The 23,325-nt window shown below is 46.2% G+C and carries 20 protein-coding genes, 1 tRNA gene and 1 pseudogene; 9 read left to right on the forward strand and 13 right to left on the reverse strand.

What is annotated here, in order from left to right; genetic code table 11:
• Positions 1–349: 349 nt before the first annotated feature.
• Entirely contained in the window at positions 350–2,620 is a 2,271-nt protein-coding gene (locus QVP67_RS14370; protein WP_022164245.1) for a cation:proton antiporter, read from the forward strand.
• 10 nt (positions 2,621–2,630) lie between these two features.
• On the opposite strand, the gene QVP67_RS14375 is transcribed toward QVP67_RS14370, so the two are convergent.
• From QVP67_RS14375 to QVP67_RS14395, 5 genes are all read right to left on the reverse strand, one after another.
• Entirely contained in the window at positions 2,631–3,617 is a 987-nt protein-coding gene (locus QVP67_RS14375; RefSeq protein ID WP_022164246.1) for a Gfo/Idh/MocA family protein, read from the reverse strand.
• An 87-nt stretch (positions 3,618–3,704) separates the two neighbouring features.
• On the reverse strand, positions 3,705–4,127 hold the full coding sequence (locus QVP67_RS14380) for an RNA-binding S4 domain-containing protein (protein WP_022164247.1): 423 nt from the start codon (positions 4,125–4,127) through the stop codon (positions 3,705–3,707).
• Positions 4,128–4,691 (reverse strand): aminoacyl-tRNA hydrolase, encoded by a 564-nt coding sequence (pth, locus tag QVP67_RS14385; protein ID WP_022164248.1) that lies wholly within the window; start codon positions 4,689–4,691, stop codon positions 4,128–4,130. It abuts the gene before it with no gap.
• A 160-nt stretch (positions 4,692–4,851) separates the two neighbouring features.
• Positions 4,852–5,439: a 50S ribosomal protein L25/general stress protein Ctc gene (locus QVP67_RS14390; RefSeq protein ID WP_022164249.1), complete on the reverse strand. Its 588-nt coding sequence runs from the start codon at positions 5,437–5,439 to the stop codon at positions 4,852–4,854.
• Positions 5,440–5,579: 140 nt separating this feature from the next.
• Positions 5,580–5,993 (reverse strand): PUR family DNA/RNA-binding protein, encoded by a 414-nt coding sequence (locus QVP67_RS14395; protein WP_071149411.1) that lies wholly within the window; start codon positions 5,991–5,993, stop codon positions 5,580–5,582.
• Positions 5,994–6,165: 172 nt separating this feature from the next.
• On the opposite strand from QVP67_RS14395, the gene nusB reads away from it, so the two are divergent.
• From nusB to QVP67_RS14420, 5 genes are all read left to right on the forward strand, one after another.
• Positions 6,166–7,092, forward strand: a complete 927-nt coding sequence (nusB, locus tag QVP67_RS14400; protein WP_022164251.1) for a transcription antitermination factor NusB — start codon at positions 6,166–6,168, stop codon at positions 7,090–7,092.
• Positions 7,093–7,134: 42 nt separating this feature from the next.
• The gene (gene yajC, locus QVP67_RS14405; protein ID WP_022164252.1) at positions 7,135–7,470 is read left to right on the forward strand and encodes a preprotein translocase subunit YajC; all 336 of its coding nucleotides are present in this window, start codon (positions 7,135–7,137) and stop codon (positions 7,468–7,470) included.
• An 18-nt stretch (positions 7,471–7,488) separates the two neighbouring features.
• Positions 7,489–8,511: a CdaR family protein gene (locus QVP67_RS14410; RefSeq protein ID WP_022164253.1), complete on the forward strand. Its 1,023-nt coding sequence runs from the start codon at positions 7,489–7,491 to the stop codon at positions 8,509–8,511.
• Positions 8,501–9,079 carry a dephospho-CoA kinase gene (coaE, locus tag QVP67_RS14415; protein ID WP_022164254.1) on the forward strand — a complete coding sequence of 193 codons (579 nt, stop codon included), beginning with the start codon at positions 8,501–8,503 and terminating at the stop codon, positions 9,077–9,079. Before QVP67_RS14410 ends, coaE begins: the two co-directional genes overlap by 11 nt.
• Before the next feature lie 148 nt (positions 9,080–9,227).
• Positions 9,228–9,656, forward strand: coding sequence for a DUF5606 family protein (locus QVP67_RS14420; RefSeq protein WP_022164255.1), 429 nt, complete (start codon positions 9,228–9,230; stop codon positions 9,654–9,656).
• Between the two features lie 110 nt (positions 9,657–9,766).
• On the opposite strand, the gene QVP67_RS14425 is transcribed toward QVP67_RS14420, so the two are convergent.
• Positions 9,767–10,234, reverse strand: coding sequence for a nucleoside deaminase (locus QVP67_RS14425; RefSeq protein ID WP_022164256.1), 468 nt, complete (start codon positions 10,232–10,234; stop codon positions 9,767–9,769).
• Between the two features lie 233 nt (positions 10,235–10,467).
• Positions 10,468–13,062 (reverse strand): ATP-dependent chaperone ClpB, encoded by a 2,595-nt coding sequence (gene clpB, locus QVP67_RS14430; RefSeq protein WP_022164258.1) that lies wholly within the window; start codon positions 13,060–13,062, stop codon positions 10,468–10,470.
• A gap of 306 nt (positions 13,063–13,368) precedes the next feature.
• Between clpB and QVP67_RS14435 the strand changes: the two genes are divergently transcribed.
• Positions 13,369–13,974: a DUF6621 family protein gene (locus QVP67_RS14435; RefSeq protein ID WP_287641261.1), complete on the forward strand. Its 606-nt coding sequence runs from the start codon at positions 13,369–13,371 to the stop codon at positions 13,972–13,974.
• A gap of 1 nt (position 13,975) precedes the next feature.
• The gene (locus tag QVP67_RS14440) at positions 13,976–14,860 is read left to right on the forward strand and encodes a LysR substrate-binding domain-containing protein (RefSeq protein ID WP_287641260.1); all 885 of its coding nucleotides are present in this window, start codon (positions 13,976–13,978) and stop codon (positions 14,858–14,860) included.
• 4 nt (positions 14,861–14,864) lie between these two features.
• Here QVP67_RS14440 and QVP67_RS14445 read toward each other — a convergent pair whose 3' ends face one another.
• The 6 genes from QVP67_RS14445 to rho form a co-directional block, all read right to left on the reverse strand.
• Positions 14,865–16,502 (reverse strand): B12-binding domain-containing radical SAM protein, encoded by a 1,638-nt coding sequence (locus QVP67_RS14445; RefSeq protein ID WP_022164261.1) that lies wholly within the window; start codon positions 16,500–16,502, stop codon positions 14,865–14,867.
• 92 nt (positions 16,503–16,594) lie between these two features.
• Positions 16,595–16,668 (reverse strand) — tRNA-His (locus tag QVP67_RS14450).
• 90 nt (positions 16,669–16,758) lie between these two features.
• Positions 16,759–17,904, reverse strand: coding sequence for a CapA family protein (locus QVP67_RS14455; RefSeq protein ID WP_022164262.1), 1,146 nt, complete (start codon positions 17,902–17,904; stop codon positions 16,759–16,761).
• Between the two features lie 10 nt (positions 17,905–17,914).
• On the reverse strand, positions 17,915–18,796 hold the full coding sequence (gene folD / locus QVP67_RS14460; protein ID WP_022164263.1) for a bifunctional methylenetetrahydrofolate dehydrogenase/methenyltetrahydrofolate cyclohydrolase FolD: 882 nt from the start codon (positions 18,794–18,796) through the stop codon (positions 17,915–17,917).
• Positions 18,797–18,949: 153 nt separating this feature from the next.
• Positions 18,950–20,275, reverse strand: coding sequence for a signal recognition particle protein (gene ffh, locus QVP67_RS14465; protein ID WP_022164264.1), 1,326 nt, complete (start codon positions 20,273–20,275; stop codon positions 18,950–18,952).
• 63 nt (positions 20,276–20,338) lie between these two features.
• Positions 20,339–22,366 carry a transcription termination factor Rho gene (gene rho / locus QVP67_RS14470; RefSeq protein WP_022164265.1) on the reverse strand — a complete coding sequence of 676 codons (2,028 nt, stop codon included), beginning with the start codon at positions 22,364–22,366 and terminating at the stop codon, positions 20,339–20,341.
• Between the two features lie 292 nt (positions 22,367–22,658).
• Here rho and QVP67_RS14475 point away from each other — a divergent pair.
• Positions 22,659–23,325 (forward strand): annotated as a pseudogene (locus QVP67_RS14475) (flavodoxin family protein); the annotation flags it as partial.

A 23,325-nucleotide genomic window follows, 5' to 3' on the forward strand; every position in this document is an offset into this window, starting at 1 on the left:
TTATTCTTGAATCAATTCAAAACAGTTTCTAAATCCTTTTAGTTTTCTTCTGCAAAGTTCCACACTTCGTGGAACTTTTCCACTACCCAGTAAAGTAGTTCTGAAAATAGGAAACTTGCATTGCGGATATTATGAGTATGAAATAAGAGTGCTTGCGAACTATGCAAGCCTCCCTTTATAAATTATGTAATCCTCCTTTCATCGACAACTGTTGTTAGAGGGAAAAATAAGTTTTTCCTGTTTTTGCCTTTTCTGGCGAGAAAAGGGTCATTAAACATTAGACAAAAAGATATGAGTTTTCGTTTCTTTGTTGTAACTTTGCACTAATAATGACAAAAAGGATAATATTATGTCGCATTTAGCTCCTCTGATTGCCGATTTGGCACTTATATTGATTTCTGCAAGTTTGATGACACTGCTTTTCAAGAAGCTGAAACAGCCTCTTGTGTTAGGATATGTGGTAGCCGGTTTTCTGGCAAGCCCTCATCTGTCTTTTACTCCTTCGGTGATGGACACGGCCAACATACAGACTTGGGCCGATATAGGTGTCATCTTCTTGCTGTTTGCATTGGGATTAGAGTTCAGTTTCAAGAAGATTGTAAAGGTAGGAGGTCCGGCTATTATTGCGGCCTGTACCATTATTTTCTGTATGATATTGGTCGGTGTAGCAGTGGGAACGTCATTCGGATGGAAGCGGATGGACTGTATCTTTCTGGGAGGAATGATAGCCATGTCGTCTACTACCATTATCTATAAGGCTTTCGATGATTTGGGCATACTGAAAAAGCAGTTTACAGGACTGGTGTTAAGTGTGCTTATTTTGGAAGATATTCTGGCCATTGTCCTGATGGTGATGCTGTCTACCATGGCAGTCAGCAACAATTTCGAAGGGACGGAAATGCTGGAAAGCGTTGCCAAACTGCTCTTCTTCCTGATACTCTGGTTTGTGGTAGGTATCTATCTGATTCCTGAACTGCTGAAGCGCTGCCGCAAGCTGATGAGCGATGAGACGATGCTCATCGTTTCGTTAGGACTGTGTTTCGGTATGGTGGTGATAGCTGCCCATACGGGTTTTTCTGCGGCCTTTGGAGCTTTCATTATGGGTTCTATTCTGGCAGAGACATTAGAGGCAGAGCACATCGAGCAGCTGGTAAAACCGGTAAAGGACTTGTTCGGAGCTATCTTTTTCGTGTCGGTAGGTATGATGGTCGATCCGGGTATGATTGTTGAATATGCCATTCCTATTTTGGTCATTACATTGGCGGTGATTGTCGGACAGTCTTTGTTTGGTACATTGGGCGTTCTGCTGTCGGGACAACCGTTGAAGACAGCCATGCAGTGCGGATTCAGTTTGACACAGATTGGTGAGTTTGCTTTTATTATTGCCTCGTTGGGTGTTTCTCTGAATGTAACCAGTCATTTCCTCTATCCTATTGTGGTGGCTGTGTCGGTGATTACGACTTTCCTTACTCCCTATATGATACGTCTGGCCGAACCGGCTTCCAATTTTGTGGATGCTCACATGCCGAAAAGGTGGAAAGGCTTTCTCGACCGCTATACATCGGGCTCGCGTGCGGTCAATCATGATAGCTTATGGAAGCGCTTGATCGTATCGCTTGTGCGTATTACGGTCGTTTACTCCATTGTGTGTGTAGCGATAGTAGCGGTTTCATTCCGTTTTCTGGTACCTCTTTGCAAGGAAGGATTACCGGGCGTTTGGGGAGCGCTGGTTGCAGCGTTTGTAACGATTCTGTTCCTGGCTCCTTTCCTGCGGGCCATCATGATCAAGAAAAACCATTCCATGGAATTTGTTACACTGTGGAATGACAACCGTGGAAACCGTGCGCCGCTGGTAGCTACCATTGTGTTGCGCATATTGCTGGCCGTATCTTTTGTGATGTTCGTCATTGCAGGACTGTTCAAGATGTCGGTCGGACTGGTGTTTGGTGTTGCTTTGTTGCTGGTGATTGTGATGATTCTGTCTCGTCAGCTGAAAAGACAGTCCATACTGATAGAACGTAAGTTCTTCCAAAACCTGCGTTCGCGTGACATTCGGGCGGAATATATGGGCGAGAAGAAGCCTGAATATGCGGGTCGTCTGCTTTCGCGCGACTTGCATCTGGCCGATTATGTGGTGCCGGGCGAGTCGGGATGGGTTGGTAAAACGCTTGCCGAACTGAATTTCGGTAAAGAATATGGTGTGCATGTTGTCTCCATTTTGCGTGGAAAGAAACGTATCAATATTCCCGGTGCTATGGACCGCTTGTTTCCACAAGATAAATTGCAGGTGATAGCTACGGATGAAGAACTGAACCGTTTTGGCGAAGAGATGGCAAAAGTCTCAGAACTGGATACTGACGTGGTGGAAAAAAGCGAAACGATTCTTCGTCAGTTCCGCATCGATGCTGGTTCTCCCTTCTTGGGCAAGACACTGAAAGAAGCCGGCATTCGTGAGAAGTATCATTGCTTGATAGCCGGTGTAGAGCGTGGTAGTGACGAACTTCACGCTCCCGATCCGCATGAACCTTTTGCTGAAGGCGATGTTGTGTGGATTGTGGGAGAAAAAGCAGATGTGTATAAGCTGGTCGGGGAGAAGAATGAAGATGAGGAAATGGAGTAGGGAAGTCTGTTTATAACTTCCCTAATATCTTGTCCATTACCCAGTTGGTAAGAGTAGCGCTTTCGCCATCGCATGTACATACTGATTTGCCCAGCAGGTGGTCTACTACTGCCTGAATGAGCGGCTGCTGTACGTATATGGGATTCTCGACAATGATTTCCTCACGTCCTCTTTCGGTGTGAAGCGCTATTGGGTCGTAGGTGAAAACCGAGAAACAGATCATGCCCTTGTCTCCGATAATTTCGATACGGTCTTCACGTGCTGAGTCGTGTGCAACGAAGCACCAAGAACCACTGCCTACCAGGCCGCTGTCGAACTGGAAGCAAGCGCTCAGTGTGTCCTCGGCAGGGTAGAGTCCGCCCCGGTTGCTTTTGTAGCCGCTGGCTTGTAGTATGCAGCCGAATATTTCCTGTAATAAGTCAATCTGATGAGGAGCCAAATCGTAGAAGTAGCCTCCGCCCGCAATATCGGGCTGTACGCGCCAAGGTAATTTCTGCTTGTTGTAGTCCAGATCGCGTGGGGGCTGCGCGAAACGAATTTGGATGTTGATGACATTTCCGATAGCACCTTCTTCGACCAGCGATTTTACTTTCTGGAAATAGGGAAGGTAACGCCGATAATAGGCAACGAAGCAAGGAACTCCCGTCTCGTGCGAAACGCGGTTGATGCGGCAGCACTCCTCGTAAGTGACAGCCATCGGCTTTTCAATGTAAACAGGCTTTCCCGCTTTCATTGACATGACGGCATATGTAGCATGCGAGGAAGGAGGAGTGGCTATGTAGATAGCGTTTATTTCGTCGTCGTCAATCAGTTCTTGTGCATCATCGTACCATTTGGGGATTCCTCTTTCCTGTGCATACGCTTTGGCTTTGGCACCGTCGCGGCTCATAACGGCTACAACTTCGGAATTTTCTATTTTCTGAAAGGCCGGACCACTTTTGTATTTGGTTACTTCGCCACAGCCTATGAATCCCCATTTAATTATTTTTTCCTTCATATCATTATGCATTGACGTTAAAATCCGGTTTTACTTATCTGTAGTTTTGTAAAGTTTGCTTGTATGATGGATGGAAGAGGTTTGTTTTCAGTCTTCGTCTTCAAAGTCGAAGTCGAAATCAAAGTCGTCCATAAATTCGGGTGCAGTAAATTCTTCGAGTTCGCGTCTGTCCTTTTTGGTAGGACGACCTGTTCCTTTAGCTCGATTCACGAATCCGCTGACACGGCTCATTTCCAGCAATTCGTATTGGTCGGGAGTCGTAACGTTTTCCATCATTTCTGGAACGACTTTGGCTCCGACCCGTTTCTCGATGGTCTGCAATACTTTAAAAGAATAGGTGATAGGCGGTTTTCGTACCTGTATGACGTCGCCTGGTTTTACCATACGTGCTGCTTTCGCCTGTGCTCCGTTAATGCTGACGCGTCCTTTCTTGCAGGCTTCGGCGGCGATGGTACGCGTCTTAAAGATGCGTACTGCCCACATCCATTTATCTATTCTGGCTTCGCTCATTTATTTCTTATTATATTGATTCATTGTAATGTCGATTCCTGCCAGGCAGAAGCTTTTTACGATTTCTCCGGCAGTTTCCAGCCGTTCGGGCATGGTTTTCCAGTCTTCGTCGGTGAAGTGGCCTAACACATAGTCTATTTGTCCTCCGCGTGGAAAGTCGTTTCCGATGCCAAATCTCAGTCGGGCGTAATTTTGTGTACCCAAAGTAGCAGCTATGTGTTTCAGACCGTTGTGTCCGGCATCACTACCTTTTCCTTTCAGTCGCAAAGTGCCGAATGGAAGGGCAAGATCGTCTACCACGATCAGTACATTTTCGAGAGGAATGTTTTCTTTCTGCATCCAGTAACGGACTGCGTTTCCACTAAGATTCATGTATGTGGAGGGTTTCAGCAGCAGTAACTGGCGGCCCTTAACCGACAGCGTGGTGATGAATCCGTAACGGCGGTCTTCGAACGTAGCTCCTGCGGCTTTGGCCAGTGCGTCTACTACCATGAATCCTATGTTATGGCGGGTCTCATGGTATTCAGGGCCGATGTTTCCTAATCCTACAATCAGATATTTCATGAGTGTCTGTCTAGATAACTTGTTTTAAATGCGCAAGTATGCGGCATTATTCATAAAAAAGCGACGCGGATTATCACAACTACTCGCGGATTGTATAAGTGAATCTGCGAGTGGTTGCGTAATCCGCGTCAAAGGATATTTTAAATAAAGGAGATGCTGATTAGTTGGCTGCAGCTGCGGCACCTCTTGCGGCACGAGTCAGCTTCACAGCACATACAACTGCTTCTTTAGCATTCAGCAGTTCCAGACCTTCGAAATTCAACTCACCCACTTTGATAGTCTTACCAAGACCCAGGTGAGAAACGTTTACGATCAGTCTTTCAGGGATTACATTATATAAAGCTTTCACTTTCAGCTTGCGGATTTGCAATGCCAACTTACCACCGGCTTTCACACCTTCAGCCAGACCTTCCAACTGTACGGGAACTTCCATTACGATAGGTTTAGCTTCGTCGATCTGATAGAAGTCAACGTGCAGAATAGTATCTTTTACAGGGTGGAACTGGATGTCCTTCATGATAGCATTTACTTTTTTGCCATCGATGATCAGGTCAACCACGTAGATGTGCGGAGTATATACTAAGTTGCGCAAGCCTTCTGCGGGTACAGTGAAGTGGATATTTTCGCCACCGCCGTACAATACGCAAGGTACACCGTTGTTTTTACGAATAGCTTTCAAAGCTCTGGCTTGTTCCGAAGAACGTTCTGCAATAGTTCTTGCAGTTCCTTTAATTTCGATTGATTTCATCTTTTAAAAGTTTTTGTGTTACTCTAAATTAAGTTTGTTTGTTGCTTAATTCACCATCACACGATATGGTCTATCCATACGATGCTGCAAAAAAGCGGTGCAAAATTACATTTTCTTTTTGAATTACACAAAAATACTTTTTAAAAATCAATGTCTATTTTGATTTCTCCTTCCAATGTCGATGAATCAGGCTTGGCTGTTTGCTTAGTTTCTGCGCTGTTTGCTTCCGAGGAACTGTTTTCTGGAGTTGTATCAGAAAAAGTGCTTTCGCCTTGTTCCTGTTGGATGAACTGGATAGCCTGCTGCAAGCCGGCCATGAATTTTTCGAAGTCTTCTTTATAAAGGAATATTTTATGCTTTTCGAAACTTACTTGTGAATCGTCGCCTTCGCCGGTTACAATTTTCTTGCTTTCGGTGATGGCTAAAAACATTTCGTCTTTTCTGTTCTTTTTTACGTCCAGATAGTAAATGCGCTTACCAGCTTTGATGGACTGGGAGAATACAATCTCTTTGTCGCTCATATCAACACCGTTTTTTTTCTTTAACTCTTCCATATTGCCTAAATTCTTGTTGTAATCGGCTTCAAAATTGATGATTTTTTTTAAACTGTCAAAAGAAAAATGCCGGATAATGACTTTCCGCATAAAAAAATGTGATTTGTTTGTGCTCAACTCACTAAAAATGTCTACTTTTGCACTGTTAAAACAATAGTATTTATTTAGCATTATGATTAACAGAGTTCTTATTCGTCTTAAGATTATACAGATTGTATATGCTTATTATCAGAACGGCAGTAAAAATTTAGACTCAGCGGAGAAAGAATTGTTCTTTAGCCTTTCTAAGGCGTACGACCTTTACAATTACCTGCTGATGCTGATGGTTGCTTTGACGAACTATGCGCGTAAGCGTATTGACACTGCAAAGGCCAAATTGGCTCCTACTCCTGAAGAATTGTATCCGAACATGAAATTTGTGGAAAACAAGTTTGTTGCCCAGTTGGAGGGAAACAAGCAGCTGATGGATTATGCCGCCAACCAGAAACGCAGTTGGAGCAATGATGAAGATTTCGTGAAGGGGCTTTATGAGAAGATTCAGGCTTCGGATATATATAAGGAATATATGGCTTCGTCAGAAACTTCGTACGAAGCTGACCGCGAATTGTGGCGGAAACTTTATAAAACCTTTATTTTCCACAACGAGGATCTGGACAGTCTGCTTGAAGACCAAAGTCTGTATTGGAATGATGACAAGGATATTGTTGACACCTTTGTACTGAAAACCATCAAACGCTTTGACGAAAAGAATGGAGCCAATCAGGAGCTGCTTCCCGAGTTTAAGGATGATGAGGATCGCGAGTTTGCCCGCCGGTTGTTCCGCCGTGCTATTCTGAACAGCGACTACTATCGTCATCTGATCAGCGAGAATACGCGCAACTGGGATTTGGAGCGTGTAGCTTTCATGGACGTCATCATTATGCAGTGTGCGTTGGCTGAGATCTTGAGTTTCCCCAATATCCCAATCAGCGTTTCCCTGAACGAATATGTCGACATCGCAAAAGTATATAGTACATTGAAGAGCGGCAGTTTTGTCAATGGTACTTTAGACGGAATTGTTAAGGTATTAAAAAAAGAAGGGAAGTTAACGAAAAACTGATACCTTTGTTGCTCACATTTAAAAAACTAAAACTGAATATTTATGAATTTGATGACTGTATTCTTCCTGCAAGCTACTCCCGCAGGTCCTGCGGGTGGCGGTAGCATGATGTGGATTATGCTGATAGCCATGTTTGTGATCATGTATTTCTTTATGATTCGTCCGCAGAACAAGAAGCAAAAAGAAATTGCCAATTTCCGTAAATCGCTTCAGGTTAATCAGAAAGTGATTACTGCCGGAGGTATTCATGGTGTGGTCAAAGAAATCAATGATAATGACGTGATTCTTGAGATTGCTTCTAATGTAAAGATCCGTATTGATAAGAATTCTATTTTTGCCGCTGCTGCCGATGCTAATGGTAGCCAGGCTGCAAAATAAAGGAAGGAATATGAGCCTATGCTCGATCGTAGTAATATAAAGAGCAAATACTCTAAGATTGCTGCACAAGTGAAGAACTTTCTGCTCAGTGCCAAGAGCAGAGAGTTCTTCATTTTTTTGTTTTTCTTTTTTATAGCCAGTGGTTTCTGGTTGTTGCAGACGTTGAACAACGACTATGAAACGGAGTTCTCCGTCCCTGTGCGGTTGAAAGGGGTACCTGATAATGTTGTTATCACTTCGGAACCGGCTACAGAGCTGCATATCAAAGTGAAGGACAAAGGCACTGTATTGTTGAACTATATGTTAGGGAAGAGTTTCTATCCTCTTGCTATTAATTTCGATGAATACAAGACGAGTGACAACAGCAATCATGTGCGTATCGTTTCGTCTGAATTCGAGAAAAAAATTCTTAGTCAGCTGAATGTGTCAACACGTTTGCTCGCTATGAAGCCGGACACGTTAGAGTATTATTATTCTACTGGTGATTCGAAACTGGTACCAGTGAAGTTGTTGGGTGAGGTGAATGCCGGCAGGCAATATTATTTGTCGGATACTGTTTTTACGCCTGATTCGGTATTGGTGTATGCTTCGAAAGAGGCTTTAGACACTATAACTGCGGCCTATACGAAATGGGTCAGACAGGATGAGATTACTGATACGTTGAAGCAACAGGTTGGTCTGATGGCACGCAAAGGAATAAAATATGTTCCATCTTCGGTTGAGATGATGTTACCTGTTGATATTTATACGGAGAAAACGGTAGAAGTACCTTTACGGGGTGTTAATTTCCCGGCCGACAAGGTGCTGCGGGCTTTTCCTTCGAAAGTACAAGTCACTTTTCAGGTAGGACTAAGCCGCTTCAGGAAGATTACAGCTGATGATTTTCATATTCGTGTATCGTATGAAGAACTGCTGCTGTTGGGTTCGGATAAGTATAAAGTGAAGTTGGGACATGTGCCGGAAGGAGTCACGCAAGTACGTATCCATCCGGAGCAGGTAGACTTTTTGATAGAGCAAATACCATCGGATTATGGCAATTAAGATAGGAATAACGGGGGGAATAGGCAGTGGAAAAAGTGTTGTGTCCCGTTTACTCGAAGTGATGGGAGTGCCTGTTTATATCTCTGATGTTGAAACAAAGAAACTGATGCTGACGGACGAGGAAATACGTCGGAAGCTGGTAGATTTGCTGGGCGACGAAGTGTATGCAGGTGGTGTTTTGAACAAGCCGATGCTGGCTTCGTATCTTTTTGCTTCGGAGCAACATGCACGTGAGGTCAATGCAATTGTCCATCCGCAGGTAAAGAAGGATTTCCGCCGATGGGTGCAGGAACACGAAAAGTTTCCTTTGGTAGGCATCGAATCGGCCATTCTGATAGAGGCTGGTTTTACAGCCGAAGTGGACAAAGTACTGATGGTATATGCGCCTCGTGAGGTACGTATAGCGCGTGCGATAGAACGTGACAGTTCGTCGCGCGAATTGATTGAACAGCGCATCCGTAGTCAGATGGATGACGAGGTGAAACGCCGTCAGGCCGATTTTGTGATAGTGAACGACGGTGAGAAAGCTTTGATACCACAAGTCCGGGAATTGCTTGCATCGTTGTAGAAAAAGAAGATATGCCTTGCTTCCTGTCTTGGGTCAAAGGACGGGTGTAAGCAAAAATAAGTAACCTTATTTTGTATTCTCTTTAGCTTGCATTATCTTTGCCATCCGATTGAAATTACTATTAACTAAATAAAATAAGAATAGAGTTATGTTGAAGACTATTTTGTCTATCTCTGGAAAACCAGGATTGTATAAACTTGTTTCTCAAGGAAAGAATATGCTGATTGTAGAATCGATTGTGGATAAAAAACGCTTCCCGGCTTACGGTAACGAAAAGATTATTTCGTTGGGTGATATTGCCATGTATACGGATGCAGAAGATATTCCATTGAGAGATGTACTGGTTTCTATGAAGAAGAAAGAGAATGGTGCTGCTGTAGTTATGGATCTGAAGAAGGCTACATCAGAGGAACTTCGTACTTATCTGGCAGAAGTATTGCCAAACTTCGACCGCGACCGTGTACATTCTTCCGATATTAAAAAGCTGATTTCCTGGTACAATCTGCTGGTAGCAGCCGGTTTGACAGATTTCGAAGAGGTTGCAGAAGAGCAGGAAGAAGCCGCTGAAGAAAAATAAAAAGGCACTACTTTGGGATTAGATACAAAAATGAGTGTATCAGAAAGTGGAACGTTCAGTTCGTGAGTTTCTGATACACTCATTTTTTGTTATCAATAGTGTTTATTTCCTTAATATTCCACCTTATCTTCTTTTTTCATCCACATATCGAAGGCTTTGATGGCTTCTTCGGGCAATACTATTTCTGATGGCAATTTGCGTCGGTCTTTGGGTAATTCCAGTTCATCGTAGATGAAGGAGTCGTCGAAACCGATATTCTTGGCATCTGTCTTGTTGTTTCCGTAATACATTTTATCCAAATGTGCCCAGTAGATGGCACCCAGGCACATGGGGCAGGGTTCGCAGGAGGTATAGATTTCGTATCCGCTCAGGTCGAATGTTCCGAGTTTCTCGCAAGCGGCACGTATGGCGCTTACCTCGGCGTGGGCTGTAGGGTCGCAGTTGGAAGTCACACGATTGACTCCAGTAGCTACAATCTGTCCGTCTTTGGCGATGACTGCGCCAAAAGGACCTCCACCATTTTCTACGTTTTCAACAGATAGCTCTATGGCTTTTCTCATTAATTCTTCTTTCGTCATAGTTTTTGGCTTTTCGTTACACGAGGTAAAGATAATACTTATGTGCCATATTTTTCCCAGTTAGGAAAATATTTCTCTCTAACTGGGAAAAATTTTTTTCCTAACTGGACAAAAAAATGAGCTTCCGTATCAGCATAAAAAAAAGCAGGTCTGCACAAATAAGTTGTGAAGATCTGCTTTTTATGTGAGGACTTAGCCGACTGCATGTTCAGCTAAGTCTTTTTTTGTATGCTTTAGTTCCGGAACAGAAGACCGTCGCCTGTGGCGTTTACGTCTACGATAATAGGACGGCTGCGGTCTACTTCCTGTGCCAGCAACTTCTTAGACAAGTCGTTGAGCAGGTAGTGCTGGATAGCACGTTTTACAGGACGGGCACCAAATTCAGGATCATATCCGGCATTTGCCAGGAAGTTGATGGCGGTGTCGGTGAGCTGTAATTCCACTCCGTTTCCTTCAAGCATTTTACGTACACTGTTGATCTGCAGTGTTACGATTTGCTTGATCTGAGGCTCGGTCAGCGGCAGGAACATGATGGTTTCGTCTATACGGTTAAGGAATTCCGGTCGTATCGATTTCTTCAGCATGTTCATCACTTCGCGCTTGGTTTCTTCTACAATCTGTTCCTTATTGCTGCCATTCAGCTTTTCCATCTGGCTTTGAATGTACGAACTTCCCATGTTGGACGTCATGATGATGATGGTGTTCTTGAAGTTCACCGTACGTCCTTTGTTATCGGTCAGACGTCCGTCGTCGAGTACTTGCAGCAAGATGTTGAATACATCCGGATGTGCTTTCTCGATTTCATCGAACAATACTACCGAATAAGGTTTACGCCTTACGGCTTCAGTCAGCTGACCACCTTCATCGTATCCGACGTATCCGGGAGGCGCTCCGACCAGACGGGAGACGCTGTGTTTCTCCTGATACTCGCTCATGTCGATACGGGTCATCATCGTTTCGTCGTCGAACAGAAATTCTGCCAGTGCCTTTGCCAATTCGGTTTTACCTACACCAGTCGTACCCAGGAAGAGGAACGAACCAATAGGCCGTTTGGGATCTTGCAACCCGGCACGACTACGGCGAACAGCGTCGGCAACGGCTTCGATGGCTTCATCCTGACCGATGACACGCTTGTGGAGTTCTTCTTCCAGATGGAGGAGTTTTTCCTTTTCGCTTTGCAGCATCTTGCTGACAGGTATTCCTGTCCAGCGCGATACAACGTCGGCTATGTCTTCGGCATCTACCTCTTCTTTGATCATGGCCTTATCGCCTTGCATGGCATGCAGTTTCTGCTGGGTCTCTTCTATTTCCTTGTTCAATGCCTGAAGCTTGCCGTAACGGATTTCGGCTACTTTGCCGTAATCACCCTCGCGTTCAGCTTTTTCGGCTTCGAATTTCAGGTTTTCGATTTCGACCTTGTTCTGCTGAATCTTGTTTACCAGCGTCTTTTCGCTTTGCCATTTGGCTTTGTACGAGCTTTCCTGTTCTTTGAGTTCGGCCAGTTCCTTACCGATTTGTTCCAGTTTGGCTTTGTCGTCCTCGCGCTTGATGGCTTCGCGCTCGATTTCCAATTGCTTTATTTTACGCGAAATTTCGTCCAGCTCTTCAGGCACGGAGTCTACTTCCATACGCAATTTGGCTGCTGCTTCGTCCATCAGGTCGATGGCCTTATCGGGCAGGAAACGGTCGGTAATGTATCGGTTACTCAACTCGACTGCGGCAATGATGGCATCGTCTTTGATACGTACGTGGTGATGGTTTTCGTAACGTTCTTTCAGTCCACGCAGAATAGAGATGGTGCTCAGCGTATCCGGTTCGTTGACCATGACAGTTTGGAATCGACGTTCCAGCGCCTTGTCCTTCTCGAAATATTTCTGATATTCGTCGAGGGTTGTAGCACCGATGCTTCGCAATTCGCCACGAGCCAGTGCAGGCTTCAGTATGTTGGCAGCATCCATAGCTCCTTCGCCTTTGCCAGCACCTACCAGTGTGTGGATTTCGTCGATGAAAAGGATGATGTTACCTTCCGACTTTTTCACTTCGTTGATAACGGCTTTTAAACGTTCCTCAAACTCACCTTTGTATTTGGCACCGGCTACCAAGGCACCCATATCCAGCGAATATACCTGCTTGTTCTTCAGGTTTTCGGGCACGTCGCCACGCAGGATACGGTGGGCAAGTCCTTCCACGATAGCAGTCTTACCGGTACCCGGTTCACCTATCAGGATAGGGTTGTTTTTGGTACGTCGGCTCAGAATCTGCAGTACACGACGAATTTCTTCGTCACGCCCGATGACAGGGTCGAGCTTTCCGCTTCGTGCAGCCTCATTCAGGTTGATGGCGTATTTCTCCAGCGATTGATAAGTGTCTTCGCTCGATTGTGAAGTGACCTTTGAACCTTGTCGCAATTCGTTGATGGCGGTACGCAGTTCTTTTTCAGTCATACCGGCGTCCTTCAGGATGCTGGAGGCTGTACTCTTCACTGTAAGCAAAGCCAACAGGATGGGTTCAAGCGAAACAAATTCGTCATTCATTTCCTTGGAGTAGTCCATAGCCTTTTGCAATACTTCGTTGGCTTCACGGCTCAGATAAGGTTCGCCACCCGATACTTTAGGCAATGACTCTATCTGTTTGTCGAGCACGATTGCCAGCTGTTGTGCGTTCATGCCCAACTTCTGGAAGATGAAGTTGGTAACGTTTTCGCCTACCTTCATCACTCCCTGCAGCAGGTGTACCGGTTCGATGGCCTGTTGCCCCCGGCGTTGTACCAGGTTTACGGCCTCTTGCACGGCTTCTTGCGCTTTGATGGTAAAGTTGTTAAAGTTCATATTTTAATCTCCTTTCTTTTTTTTCATCAGTTGTTTTACACCCCATATGAGGCAAAAGTTTTGCCAATGTCTTGTTTCGGACAAAATGTCATGATTTATTATTAAACTCAATGTCAACTTGGCATATTTGCTGCATTGTCGTCGTGTTTTGCTTGATATAGAGCAATTCTGTTGTTGGGCGAGGTATTGAAGCTGAGCGTGCAAATGGCGAGCTGGCATCGGATATTCGGCAGGAAGAATGCTGTATGAGTCAAGTATATTATTTATATTTGTAGCATATTTTAGGTATTGATGTAAACATACGAAATGATGGAAAACAATAATAAGGTGAAATTTGCAGAGAATGTGATTCTGCTGGATGCAGCCTTCTTGAACGAGGTAGTGGCAGGAATCAGAACGTGGATGGAGGGAGAATTGGATAGGACATTGCCACTTCTCGATTTACCCGGTTGGCTGAACCTGCTTGCACTGGATGCCGGGATTCGTGCAGAGGGGAATGATATTCAGGTGATTCTGGTGTATGATGAACCGAATAAGAATCTGAAATGTTGTGAACCTTCCGGCTTGTCTGCTTTGGAGGGAATGGCTTGTCGGATTCCTTTGGGTGAACTGTCGTTTTCGTGTGTCAATCCGGAAGGTATTACGGACTGTGGAAGCTTGTTTGTTGACCTGATGTCGTTGGCTCTTGATTCAGCCGAGGTGAAACGTCTGGTCTTAGTGCCTTATTTGCGTGCTTATGGTGGCCGGGTGGATGAACTGCTTCATAAATATTTCAATGAGAAAGATGAAGAGGCTTGCTCTAAACCGATACTTTTCACTATGGAGCAACCTGCCAGTCCTGTGAATTATAAGTGGGATTTTGTTTCTTTCTCTTTGGCAGGAGCGTTGGGAATCAAACCGGAGGAACTGTGAAATGAGTGATTTCCGATTAAAGGTCTTCCAGTCGGTGGCTAATAATCTTAGCTTTACCAAGGCTTCTCAGGAACTGTTTATCAGTCAGCCTGCCATTACCAAGCATATTCAGGAGCTTGAGACGGCTTATCAGACACGTCTGTTCGACCGTCAGGGCAGTAAGATTTCGCTGACTCAGTCGGGACGGTTGCTGTTGAAGCATTGCGAACGGATTCTGGATGAATACAAACGTCTGGAATATGAAATGCATTTATTGCATAATGAGTATCGGGGAGAGCTTCGTCTGGGTGCCAGCAGTACCATTGCACAGTATGTACTTCCACCGTTACTGGCCAGTTTTATTGCCAAGTTTCCTCACATCAGTCTTTCGCTTCTGAGTGGTAATTCGCGTGAGGTGGAAACGGCATTGCAGGAGCATCGTATCGATTTGGGATTAGTGGAAGGCGTGTTTCGTTTGCCTAACCTGAAATATACCTCTTTTCTGGAAGACGAACTTGTGGCAGTAGTTCATACCCGTAGCCGTTTGTCGTTGCCCGATGAGATAACTCCCAAGGATTTGATAAATATTCCATTGGTACTTCGTGAACGGGGATCGGGAACACTGGACGTCATTGAAAGGGCTTTGATGCAGCATGACATCAAGCTTTCGTCCTTGCAAGTGCTGATGTATTTGGGCAGTACGGAAAGCATTAAGCTTTTTCTTGAAAATTCCGATTGTATGGGAATTGTTTCTGTCCGTTCCATAAGCAAAGAGCTGGCAGCCGGCATATTTCGTGTGATAGAGATTAAAGATATGCCAATGATGCGTGCACTCAACTTTGTGGGGCTGCAGGGACAAGAAGGAGGGCTGGCACAAGTGTTCATGCAGTTTGCCGAACACTTCTGACCTTTTAGCTATATGCCCTGAAGACCGGTTTGCTCATTTGTATTTCCGACTCAAAGCCGAACCAGTGTCCGTGTTCCAGTGTCTCGTCGACAGGAAGGAAACAGAGGCGTAGGGTGGGCTTGTATTGTCCATAGATTACTTTCCAGTCCGTGGGGGGTATTTGTCTTTTGGTACGAACTCTTTCTGCAGGAAGTTTTTTCAGCGACATGCCAGCTTCAATCCATGCAATGCTGGCATCCGTCAGATATTGCGGGTAGTTGAGCTTGCAATATTCGTAGAGTATCAGGCCTCTCTTTTCTAAACTCATAGGCTGGTCGATGAAATTCTTCTCTGTGAGGTACGTCAGGAAGTTGTTCAGAAAATACCGGTCAGTCAGGATAAAGGTTCTGGTTAGTGCTTGCCAGGCAGGCACATTGTAGAAACCGTCCAGCAACCGGGAGAGGCGGCGTGCTGTTTGCAATTCGTTGCAGCTTATTTCATTGGTTTGTAGCACTTCGTAGGGAGGGTATGGAGAGTAGCATATCCCCAGTTCGGAAGCGCGTCTTCTCATCTCTGTTCCTGGCAGCAACTTTAGTGACTCCAGCTGAATTTCTCCGGCCTGATATTCTGCCAACGTACGGATATCTTCGAATATTTCAGCCAGATGATACAGCGGTAGGCCGGCAATGAGGTCGGCATGGGTTTCCATGTTGGGTAATGAACATAGAAATTTCAATCCTTCAAGGGCATCTTCCAGTTTACCCATTCTTCTGCTGCATTCCAGGACGGGGGCATGCAGGCTTTGAATGCCGGCTTCAAGATGCAGCAACCCTTGGGGAAGCTGTTTAAGTTCTTCTTTCAGTTCCTCGGAAAGCAGGGCAGGGTGTATTTCGAGATGAAAACGAATGTCGGGTGAGAATTCCAGGAAGAGTTGTAGCAGTTCTTTGGCCCGGCGTGTATTGTAGTTGAAGGTGCGGTCGAGAACACGGACATTACGGATGCCATGTTGATGAATGAGTCGCAAGCGCTCTCTGATTTGTTCGATAGGGAGTGTGCGCACGGGCTTTTCTCCACCGCTGACGCAAAAGGCACAGGTATTAAAACATCCGCGGGTCGTTTCGAGCTGTACAAACGGTTTGTCCCAGTTGAAGAAATAACTTTCTTCAGGAGGCACAAGTGCCTGGAAGTTTTGTACACGGGCTATTCCGTTGTCTTTGTATTGTTGTTGTGAATCAATGTAGCAAAGGCCGGGAATGTGTGCCCACTGTTCTGGCTGGTTCCAGCACGACAGCCATTGTGGAAAGGCTTCTTCGCCTTCTCCCCTAAAAACGCAATTGACAAATGGATGATTACGGAGGTAAGCTTCGTTATCGCCCAGAAATTCCGGACCACCCAATATCAGGCAGCTTTGCGGGAGAAGTGCTTTCAGGCGGGTGCAGATGTGCAAAAGTTGCTCATGATTGAAAAGCCACGCAGTTGCGGCTAAAATATCTGGATGGTAGCGATAGATGTTGTCGACAATCATGCCGATATTCTCGTTGATGGTAGCCGATACTTTTATCCATTCGATGTCCTGATTGGAGGCGATTTGTGCGTGGAGCGCCGGGAGTGCCAACGAAGAATGGGCATACGAGCTGTTTAAGTCTATCCAGAGTATTTTCATATCCATTGCAGTATTAGTCGGCGTCAGACCGACAGTGGGTGACTATAGCATAAAAAAAGAGGAAAATCATTGCTGAATTTCCTCTTTAGCGGGGTGGCAGATGGGACTCGAACCCACGACATTCAGAACCACAATCTGACGCTCTAACCAACTGAACTACAGCCACCATGTTAGTGCATTTCTTAAATGCGGTGCAAAGATATGGATTATCTTTGAATCTGCAAAGAAATGGATGAAAAAAAATAGTGTTTTACTATTATTTTTTGTTTTCACCGATTCCGATGTTGTGTTTCTGAAGCAAGCTGCGGGTGTTATCTACAAAGATTTTCAGCCGTTTACGCGCTTCTTCTGGCAATATGTCTGCCGAAAGCCCTACAGGATGTAGAACAAAGTTTTTTGTGTGGCTGTATCTGGGCGGAATGGTCCATACCAGATTATAGCTACATTTCTTCACTTTGCAGTAAGGGTAGGGAGTTAGCTGCGATGGGTGCGGCTTTCTGGAAGAGAGTTCAAATGAAGACGGAGGTATCGGGTGGCAGCGCAAGGGGTATTTTTCCAGTTCTAATGTGAAAATGAGTCCTCCGTCGGTGTTGGGGGCACTCATATTTGAGATAAAATTTCCCAGTGAATATACGATGACGTGTTGCTGCGTTCCGTTAGTACGTAGTTCCATAGGCTGTACGACGTGTGGATGCGAGCCAATGATGTGAGTTACTCCTTGCTGTAGCAACCAGTCGGCGAGGGAGCGTTGCTCGTTGTTGGGAAGACGTTGATATTCCTCGCCCCAGTGCATGCAGGCGATGATGGCGTCCGGATGATATGTTTTTGCCCGCCGGATATCGTTCTGCATGACGGTTTTGTCGATGCGGTTGACGATGTTGGGTGTCGTGGTCGGAATACCGTTTGTTCCGTAGGTATAATTAAGCAGGGCGATGCGGAATCCTTTTTTCTCGATAATCAGGGGATAGCTTGACCTGCGATCTGCACTGTCGCGGTAAGTTCCGGCATGCGGGATGTTCAGAGAGTCGAGCATGAGCAGTGTACGTTCCAGTCCTTGCTTTCTGCGGTCCAGACAATGATTGTTTGCTGTCAGCAATATGTCGAATCCTGCGTCTTTGATGGCTTTTAAATATTCATCGGGGGCACTGAATGCCGGATAGCCTTTATAGGGCCGTCCGCCTAACGTGACTTCCAGGTTACCGATGACTATGTCGGCTTGGGCTATCTGTTCTTTGACCAGTGAGAAGCAGGGGGAATAGTCATACGTGCCTTGCGGAGTACGGGCGGCATCGATCTGTGCCTGATGTTGCATCAGGTCACCAACAAACAACAGCGTAATCCTTTCCTGTGCGGAAAGAATTACGCTGTATAATATTGCAACTACTGCAAGCAAGGTTTTCATAACCTTGTTCTTATTGATAAATAGCTTTTTTACCGGCCAGCAGTGTATTCTTCATCAGTGAGACGATTGTCATCGGGCCTACACCACCGGGAACGGGAGTGATGAATGAACATTTGGGAGCTACTTCATCGAACTTGACATCGCCTGTCAGTTTGAAGCCGGATTTTCTGCTGGCATCGGGTACGCGTGTTGTACCTACATCGATGACGACAGCTCCTTCCTTTACCATTTCGGCTTTCACGAAGTTGGGTTGTCCCATGGCAGCAATAATGATGTCTGCTTCCTGGCATTCTTTCACCAGATCCTTGCTGCGGCTATGACAAACGGTAACTGTTGCATCGCCCGGATATGCCTTTTGCATCATAAGCGAAGCCATCGGTTTTCCTACAATGTTGCTGCGGCCCAGGATGACACATTTCTTACCGGAAGTTTCGATATTGTATCTTTTCAGCAGTTCGAGAATGCCGTTGGGGGTAGCCGATACGTAGCAAGGTAATCCGATGGACATACGTCCCACATTGATGGGGTGGAAGCCGTCTACATCCTTACGGTAGTCGATGGTTTCGATTACTTTCTGCTCGGAGATGTGTTTGGGCAACGGGAGCTGTACGATGAATCCGTCTACATCGTCATCTTCGTTCAGTTCGCGTACCTTGGCCAGTAACTCTTCTTCGGTCACATCGGCTTCGTAGCGGATCAACGTCGATTTGAATCCACATACTTCGCATGCTTTTACTTTGTTGGCAACGTAGGTTTCGCTACCTCCGTCGTGTCCGACAAGGATGGCTGCCAAATGAGGACGCTTGCCTCCGCGAGCCACAATTTCCGCCACTTCGGCGGCAATCTCTTGTTTTACCTGTTCTGAAATTGCTTTTCCGTCGATTAATGTCATAGTGTTTTTTATTTTATTATTGTCTGATTTTGCCTATGCAGCTAAGTTTTCCGCTCAAAGGTAACGCTAAATCTTCAGATGCCATAATAAAAGAGGGAGAAAATCATTGAATTTCCTCCCTCTTCCGAATTTCTATGGAATGATTCCTGTATTTTATTTCTTCAGTTTCGGCATCATCATTTTACCCATCTTGCTGCCGGTCACCATCTTCATCATCTTACGGGTCTGGTCGAACTGCTTCAGCAGACGATTTACTTCCTGGATGTTGGTACCGCTACCTTTGGCAATGCGCTGGCGGCGTGAACCGTTCAGGATTTCGGGGTTGGTACGTTCCTTCGGAGTCATGGAGTTGATGATGGCTTCGATGCTCTTGAAGGCGTTATCGTCGATATCGATGTCCTTGATGGCTTTGCCTACACCCGGGATCATGGAAGCCAAGTCCTTCAGATTACCCATCTTCTTGATTTGCTGAATCTGACTCATGAAATCGTTGAAGTCGAACTGGTTTTTCTGAATCTTCTTTTGCAGGCGTTTGGCTTCTTCTTCATCGTACTGTTCCTGTGCACGTTCTACCAGCGAAACGATATCACCCATGCCGAGGATACGGTCGGCCATACGGGCGGGGTGGAACTGGTCGATGGCTTCGAGTTTCTCGCCCGTACCGATGAATTTGATAGGCTTGTTGACTACCGAACGGATAGACAGTGCGGCACCACCGCGTGTGTCACCATCGAGTTTCGTCAGAACAACACCGTTGAAGTCGAGACGTTCGTTGAATTCCTTGGCGGTATTGACAGCGTCCTGACCGGTCATGGCATCAACCACGAAGAGGATTTCGTTGGGGTTAATGGCTTTCTTGATGGCTGCAATCTCGTTCATCATCTCTTCGTCGATAGCCAGACGACCGGCAGTATCGACAATGACGAGGTCGTAACCTTTAGCCTTAGCCTCCTGAATGGCGTTTTGTGCGATGGCTACCGGATTCTTGCTGTCGGGTTCCGAGTACATAGGTACACCGATTTGCTCGGCCAGTACGCGCAACTGCTCGATAGCAGCCGGACGGTATACGTCGCAGGCTACCAACAGCGGTTTGCGGTTTTTCTTGCTTTTCAGCATACGTGCCAGCTTGCCGGAGAAGGTAGTCTTACCGGAACCTTGCAGACCGGACATCAGGATGACAGCGGGCTTTCCGTCGAGGTTGATTTCAGACGTCTCGCCACCCATCAGACGGGTCAGCTCGTCATGCACGATCTTTACCATCAACTGGCTGGGCTTTACGGCTGTCAGTACGTTTTGTCCCAGTGCTTTCTCTTTGACTGTATCTGTGAAACTTTTGGCTACTTTGTAGTTGACGTCGGCATCGAGCAAGGCCTTACGGACGTCTTTCAGCGTTTCGGCTACGTTGATTTCGGTGATTTTGCCTTCACCTTTCAGAATCTTGAATGATCTTTCGAGTCTTTCACTTAGATTATCGAACATAATATCAGTGTAATTTCAGATTATACGTATTCGTTAATATTTCGACGATAGGCTGTCTTTGTATCAGCTGTTCATACTCATCAGGAACTCGTCGTTGTCTTTGGTTTTCTCCAGACGGTCTTTTACGAAGTCCATGGCTTCTATCGGAGTCATGTCGGCCAAGTACTTGCGCAGAATCCACATGCGGTCGAGTGTCTGCTTGTCCTGAAGCAGGTCGTCGCGACGAGTGCTCGAAGCAACGATGTTGACAGCCGGGAAGATACGCTTGTTGGACAGGTTGCGATCGAGTTGCAACTCCATGTTACCTGTACCTTTGAATTCTTCAAAGATTACCTCGTCCATCTTCGATCCCGTGTCGATAAGTGCTGTGGCCAGGATAGTAAGCGAACCACCGCCTTCGATGTTACGTGCGGCACCGAAGAAGCGTTTAGGCTTGTGCAATGCATTGGCGTCGACACCTCCCGAAAGCACTTTACCAGAAGCCGGTGATACGGTGTTGTAGGCGCGGGCCAGTCGGGTGATAGAATCGAGGAAGATGACAACATCGTGTCCGCATTCTACCAGTCGTTTGGCTTTCTCCAATACGATGCCGGCAATCTTGACGTGGCGTTCGGCCGGTTCGTCGAAGGTAGAAGCGATGACCTCGGCATTGACCGTACGTGCCATGTCGGTTACTTCTTCCGGGCGCTCGTCGATGAGCAGCATGATCATGTATACTTCCGGATGGTTGGCGGCGATGGCGTTGGCAATGTCTTTCATCAGGATGGTCTTACCCGTCTTGGGCTGTGCTACGATAAGAGCACGCTGGCCCTTTCCGATGGGAGCAAAGAGGTCGACTACACGGGCTGATAAAGAGTCGGAGTAACCGCCTTTGCACAACTTGAACTTTTCATCGGGGAAGAGTGGGGTAAGGTGTTCGAACGGCACGCGGTCGCGTATGAACGCCGGGTCGCGTCCGTTGATCTTAGAGACCTTAACCAGCGGGAAATATTTTTCACCTTCCTTGGGAGGACGGATAACACCGTCGACCACATCACCAGTCTTCAGACCGAAGAGCTTGATTTGGGATTGTGATACGTAGATGTCGTCGGGCGAGGACAGGTAGTTGTAATCGGACGAGCGCAGGAATCCGTATCCGTCTTGCATGATTTCCAGTACGCCGGTACCGGTCAGGATGTCGTCGAATTCGTATGCTTTCTCGCGTTCGGGCTGTTTGCGTTCCTGTGCAGCAGCGTTTTCGTTTGTATTTTGCTGTTGTGCAGGACGTTGTTGTGCCTGGCGCTGATTGTTATTATTATTGTTGTTGTTATTATTGTTGTTACGGTTGTTGTCGCGCTGACGGATGCGGGGACGCTGTTGTTGAGGCTGAGGCGTCTGCACCGGTTCGGCAGCAGGTACAGGAGGTTCGGCTTTGGTAGCCTCGAACTTTCCGATCAACTCGGACGGGAGCTCGAATTTATCTGTAGGAAGGTCTTCTATGGGGATAAAGTCGTCGTTGGCTTCGGCTATGATGGGGCTTTCGTCCTGTACGGCATTCTTTTCTTTGATGCTTTCTGCTTCAGGTTGCTGCGTTTCAGGCTTTATTTCCGGTTCGTCAGCCGGTGCGACTGTTGTCTCTTTGTCGGCAGTGGTTTCCGATTTGGCTTTGCGTGGCCGTCCGCGTCGTTTGGCAGCGGTGGATGCTTCTGCGTTTTCGATGCTTGCTGCCTGGTCGGTTGTTTCTTCGTCAGCTTTCGGGGCTGTTGTGGTGGTGGCAACTTGGATGCTTACTTCGCTTGGGGCTTTTTCAGCTTTGTTGGCCTTTTTAGTGTTTTCTTTATTGGCTGTTTCTTCGTTTTTATTGGTTGCGGGCGCTTTCTCGCTATTTTCCTTCTTGTTGGAGCGTGGGCGTTTTTGTTTTTCTACTTTACGCTCTTCTTTCAGCTTGTCTGCTGCTACTTTTTTGGTAGCACCGGCAATGGCTTGCTCATCAAGTATTTTGTAAACCAGATCTTCTTTCTTGAGCGAATCTGTTTTTTTAATACCTAATTCTTTGGCAATAGCTTGTAGTTCCGACAGACTTTTGTCGTTTAATTGAATAATGTTATACATATAGTATATGTGTGATTGGTTAAAATTCTAGTTTTGAAAGATTACAGTCGCCAAGCTGCTCTGTTTGTTGGGGCAACGTCGGCAATGTACCTTATATTTTTATGATTTAATTGGGATATGTTATATTGAATCGGAAATCAGACAGGCATTTCCTGCCGCAACAGGATATTTCCGCATCTTTCAACGGCACAAAGATAATAATTATTTTTGGTTTTGTAAGCGGATTGTGTTTTTTTAATTTTAAAACTTTACCTTTGCCTTATTGTTTTTCAACCTATAAATTATTTTGCAAATGGATATAAAGGACGTTTATCAGATAACTTTTTCGCCTACAGGCACATCCAGACGGGTGGCCGAAGCGATTGTCAGTGGAACGGGTATCGAGCGTGTGACTGTGGCAGACGTGACGCTGGAGACGGAGAAATCGTTGACGGTTCCGCGTCAGGCTCTTGCCGTGTTTGCGGTGCCGGTGTACGGAGGCCATGTGGCTCCGCTGGCACTGGAGCGTATGAAGGACATACGTTCGGACGAAGGGGCTCCGGCAGTGGTTGTGGTTGTGTACGGAAACCGTGCATACGAAAAGGCTTTGCAAGAACTTGACGCTTTTGTGTCGGCGCGCGGATTCAAGGTGATTGCGGGCGGCACGTTTATTGGTGAACATTCGTACAGCAATGAGCAATACCCCATTGCGGCGGGGCGTCCGGACGCGGCTGATGTAGAGTATGCCGAACAGTTCGGCATGAAGTTGCAGACGAAGATTGCTTCGGCGGCCGATATGGAACATCTGTATCCGGTGGACGTGACGAAGATTTTGCGGCCGCGCCAGCCGTTCTTCCCCCTGTTGCGCTTTGTGCGTAAGGTTGTGAAGCTGCGCAAGAGTGGGATGCCCATGCCGCGTACGCCCGAGGTGGATGCGGAGCGTTGCAACCACTGTGGCTACTGTGCGAAGCATTGTCCCG

It is taken from the genome of Bacteroides sp. CAG:633 (genome assembly GCF_000435115.1).
In the GTDB taxonomy this organism is placed as follows: Bacteria; Bacteroidota; Bacteroidia; order Bacteroidales; family Bacteroidaceae; genus Bacteroides; species Bacteroides ndongoniae.

Coding starts and splice junctions, on each gene's coding strand:
- QVP67_RS14370 (WP_022164245.1), top strand. CDS start 350: ATGTCGCATTTAGCTCCTCTGATTGCCGATTTGGCACTTATATTGATT.
- QVP67_RS14375 (WP_022164246.1), bottom strand. CDS start 3,617: ATGAAGGAAAAAATAATTAAATGGGGATTCATAGGCTGTGGCGAAGTA.
- QVP67_RS14380 (WP_022164247.1), bottom strand. CDS start 4,127: ATGAGCGAAGCCAGAATAGATAAATGGATGTGGGCAGTACGCATCTTT.
- pth (WP_022164248.1), bottom strand. CDS start 4,691: ATGAAATATCTGATTGTAGGATTAGGAAACATCGGCCCTGAATACCAT.
- QVP67_RS14390 (WP_022164249.1), bottom strand. CDS start 5,439: ATGAAATCAATCGAAATTAAAGGAACTGCAAGAACTATTGCAGAACGT.
- QVP67_RS14395 (WP_071149411.1), bottom strand. CDS start 5,993: ATGGAAGAGTTAAAGAAAAAAAACGGTGTTGATATGAGCGACAAAGAG.
- nusB (WP_022164251.1), top strand. CDS start 6,166: ATGATTAACAGAGTTCTTATTCGTCTTAAGATTATACAGATTGTATAT.
- yajC (WP_022164252.1), top strand. CDS start 7,135: ATGAATTTGATGACTGTATTCTTCCTGCAAGCTACTCCCGCAGGTCCT.
- QVP67_RS14410 (WP_022164253.1), top strand. CDS start 7,489: ATGCTCGATCGTAGTAATATAAAGAGCAAATACTCTAAGATTGCTGCA.
- coaE (WP_022164254.1), top strand. CDS start 8,501: ATGGCAATTAAGATAGGAATAACGGGGGGAATAGGCAGTGGAAAAAGT.
- QVP67_RS14420 (WP_022164255.1), top strand. CDS start 9,228: ATGTTGAAGACTATTTTGTCTATCTCTGGAAAACCAGGATTGTATAAA.
- QVP67_RS14425 (WP_022164256.1), bottom strand. CDS start 10,234: ATGACGAAAGAAGAATTAATGAGAAAAGCCATAGAGCTATCTGTTGAA.
- clpB (WP_022164258.1), bottom strand. CDS start 13,062: ATGAACTTTAACAACTTTACCATCAAAGCGCAAGAAGCCGTGCAAGAG.
- QVP67_RS14435 (WP_287641261.1), top strand. CDS start 13,369: ATGATGGAAAACAATAATAAGGTGAAATTTGCAGAGAATGTGATTCTG.
- QVP67_RS14440 (WP_287641260.1), top strand. CDS start 13,976: ATGAGTGATTTCCGATTAAAGGTCTTCCAGTCGGTGGCTAATAATCTT.
- QVP67_RS14445 (WP_022164261.1), bottom strand. CDS start 16,502: ATGAAAATACTCTGGATAGACTTAAACAGCTCGTATGCCCATTCTTCG.
- QVP67_RS14455 (WP_022164262.1), bottom strand. CDS start 17,904: ATGAAAACCTTGCTTGCAGTAGTTGCAATATTATACAGCGTAATTCTT.
- folD (WP_022164263.1), bottom strand. CDS start 18,796: ATGACATTAATCGACGGAAAAGCAATTTCAGAACAGGTAAAACAAGAG.
- ffh (WP_022164264.1), bottom strand. CDS start 20,275: ATGTTCGATAATCTAAGTGAAAGACTCGAAAGATCATTCAAGATTCTG.
- rho (WP_022164265.1), bottom strand. CDS start 22,366: ATGTATAACATTATTCAATTAAACGACAAAAGTCTGTCGGAACTACAA.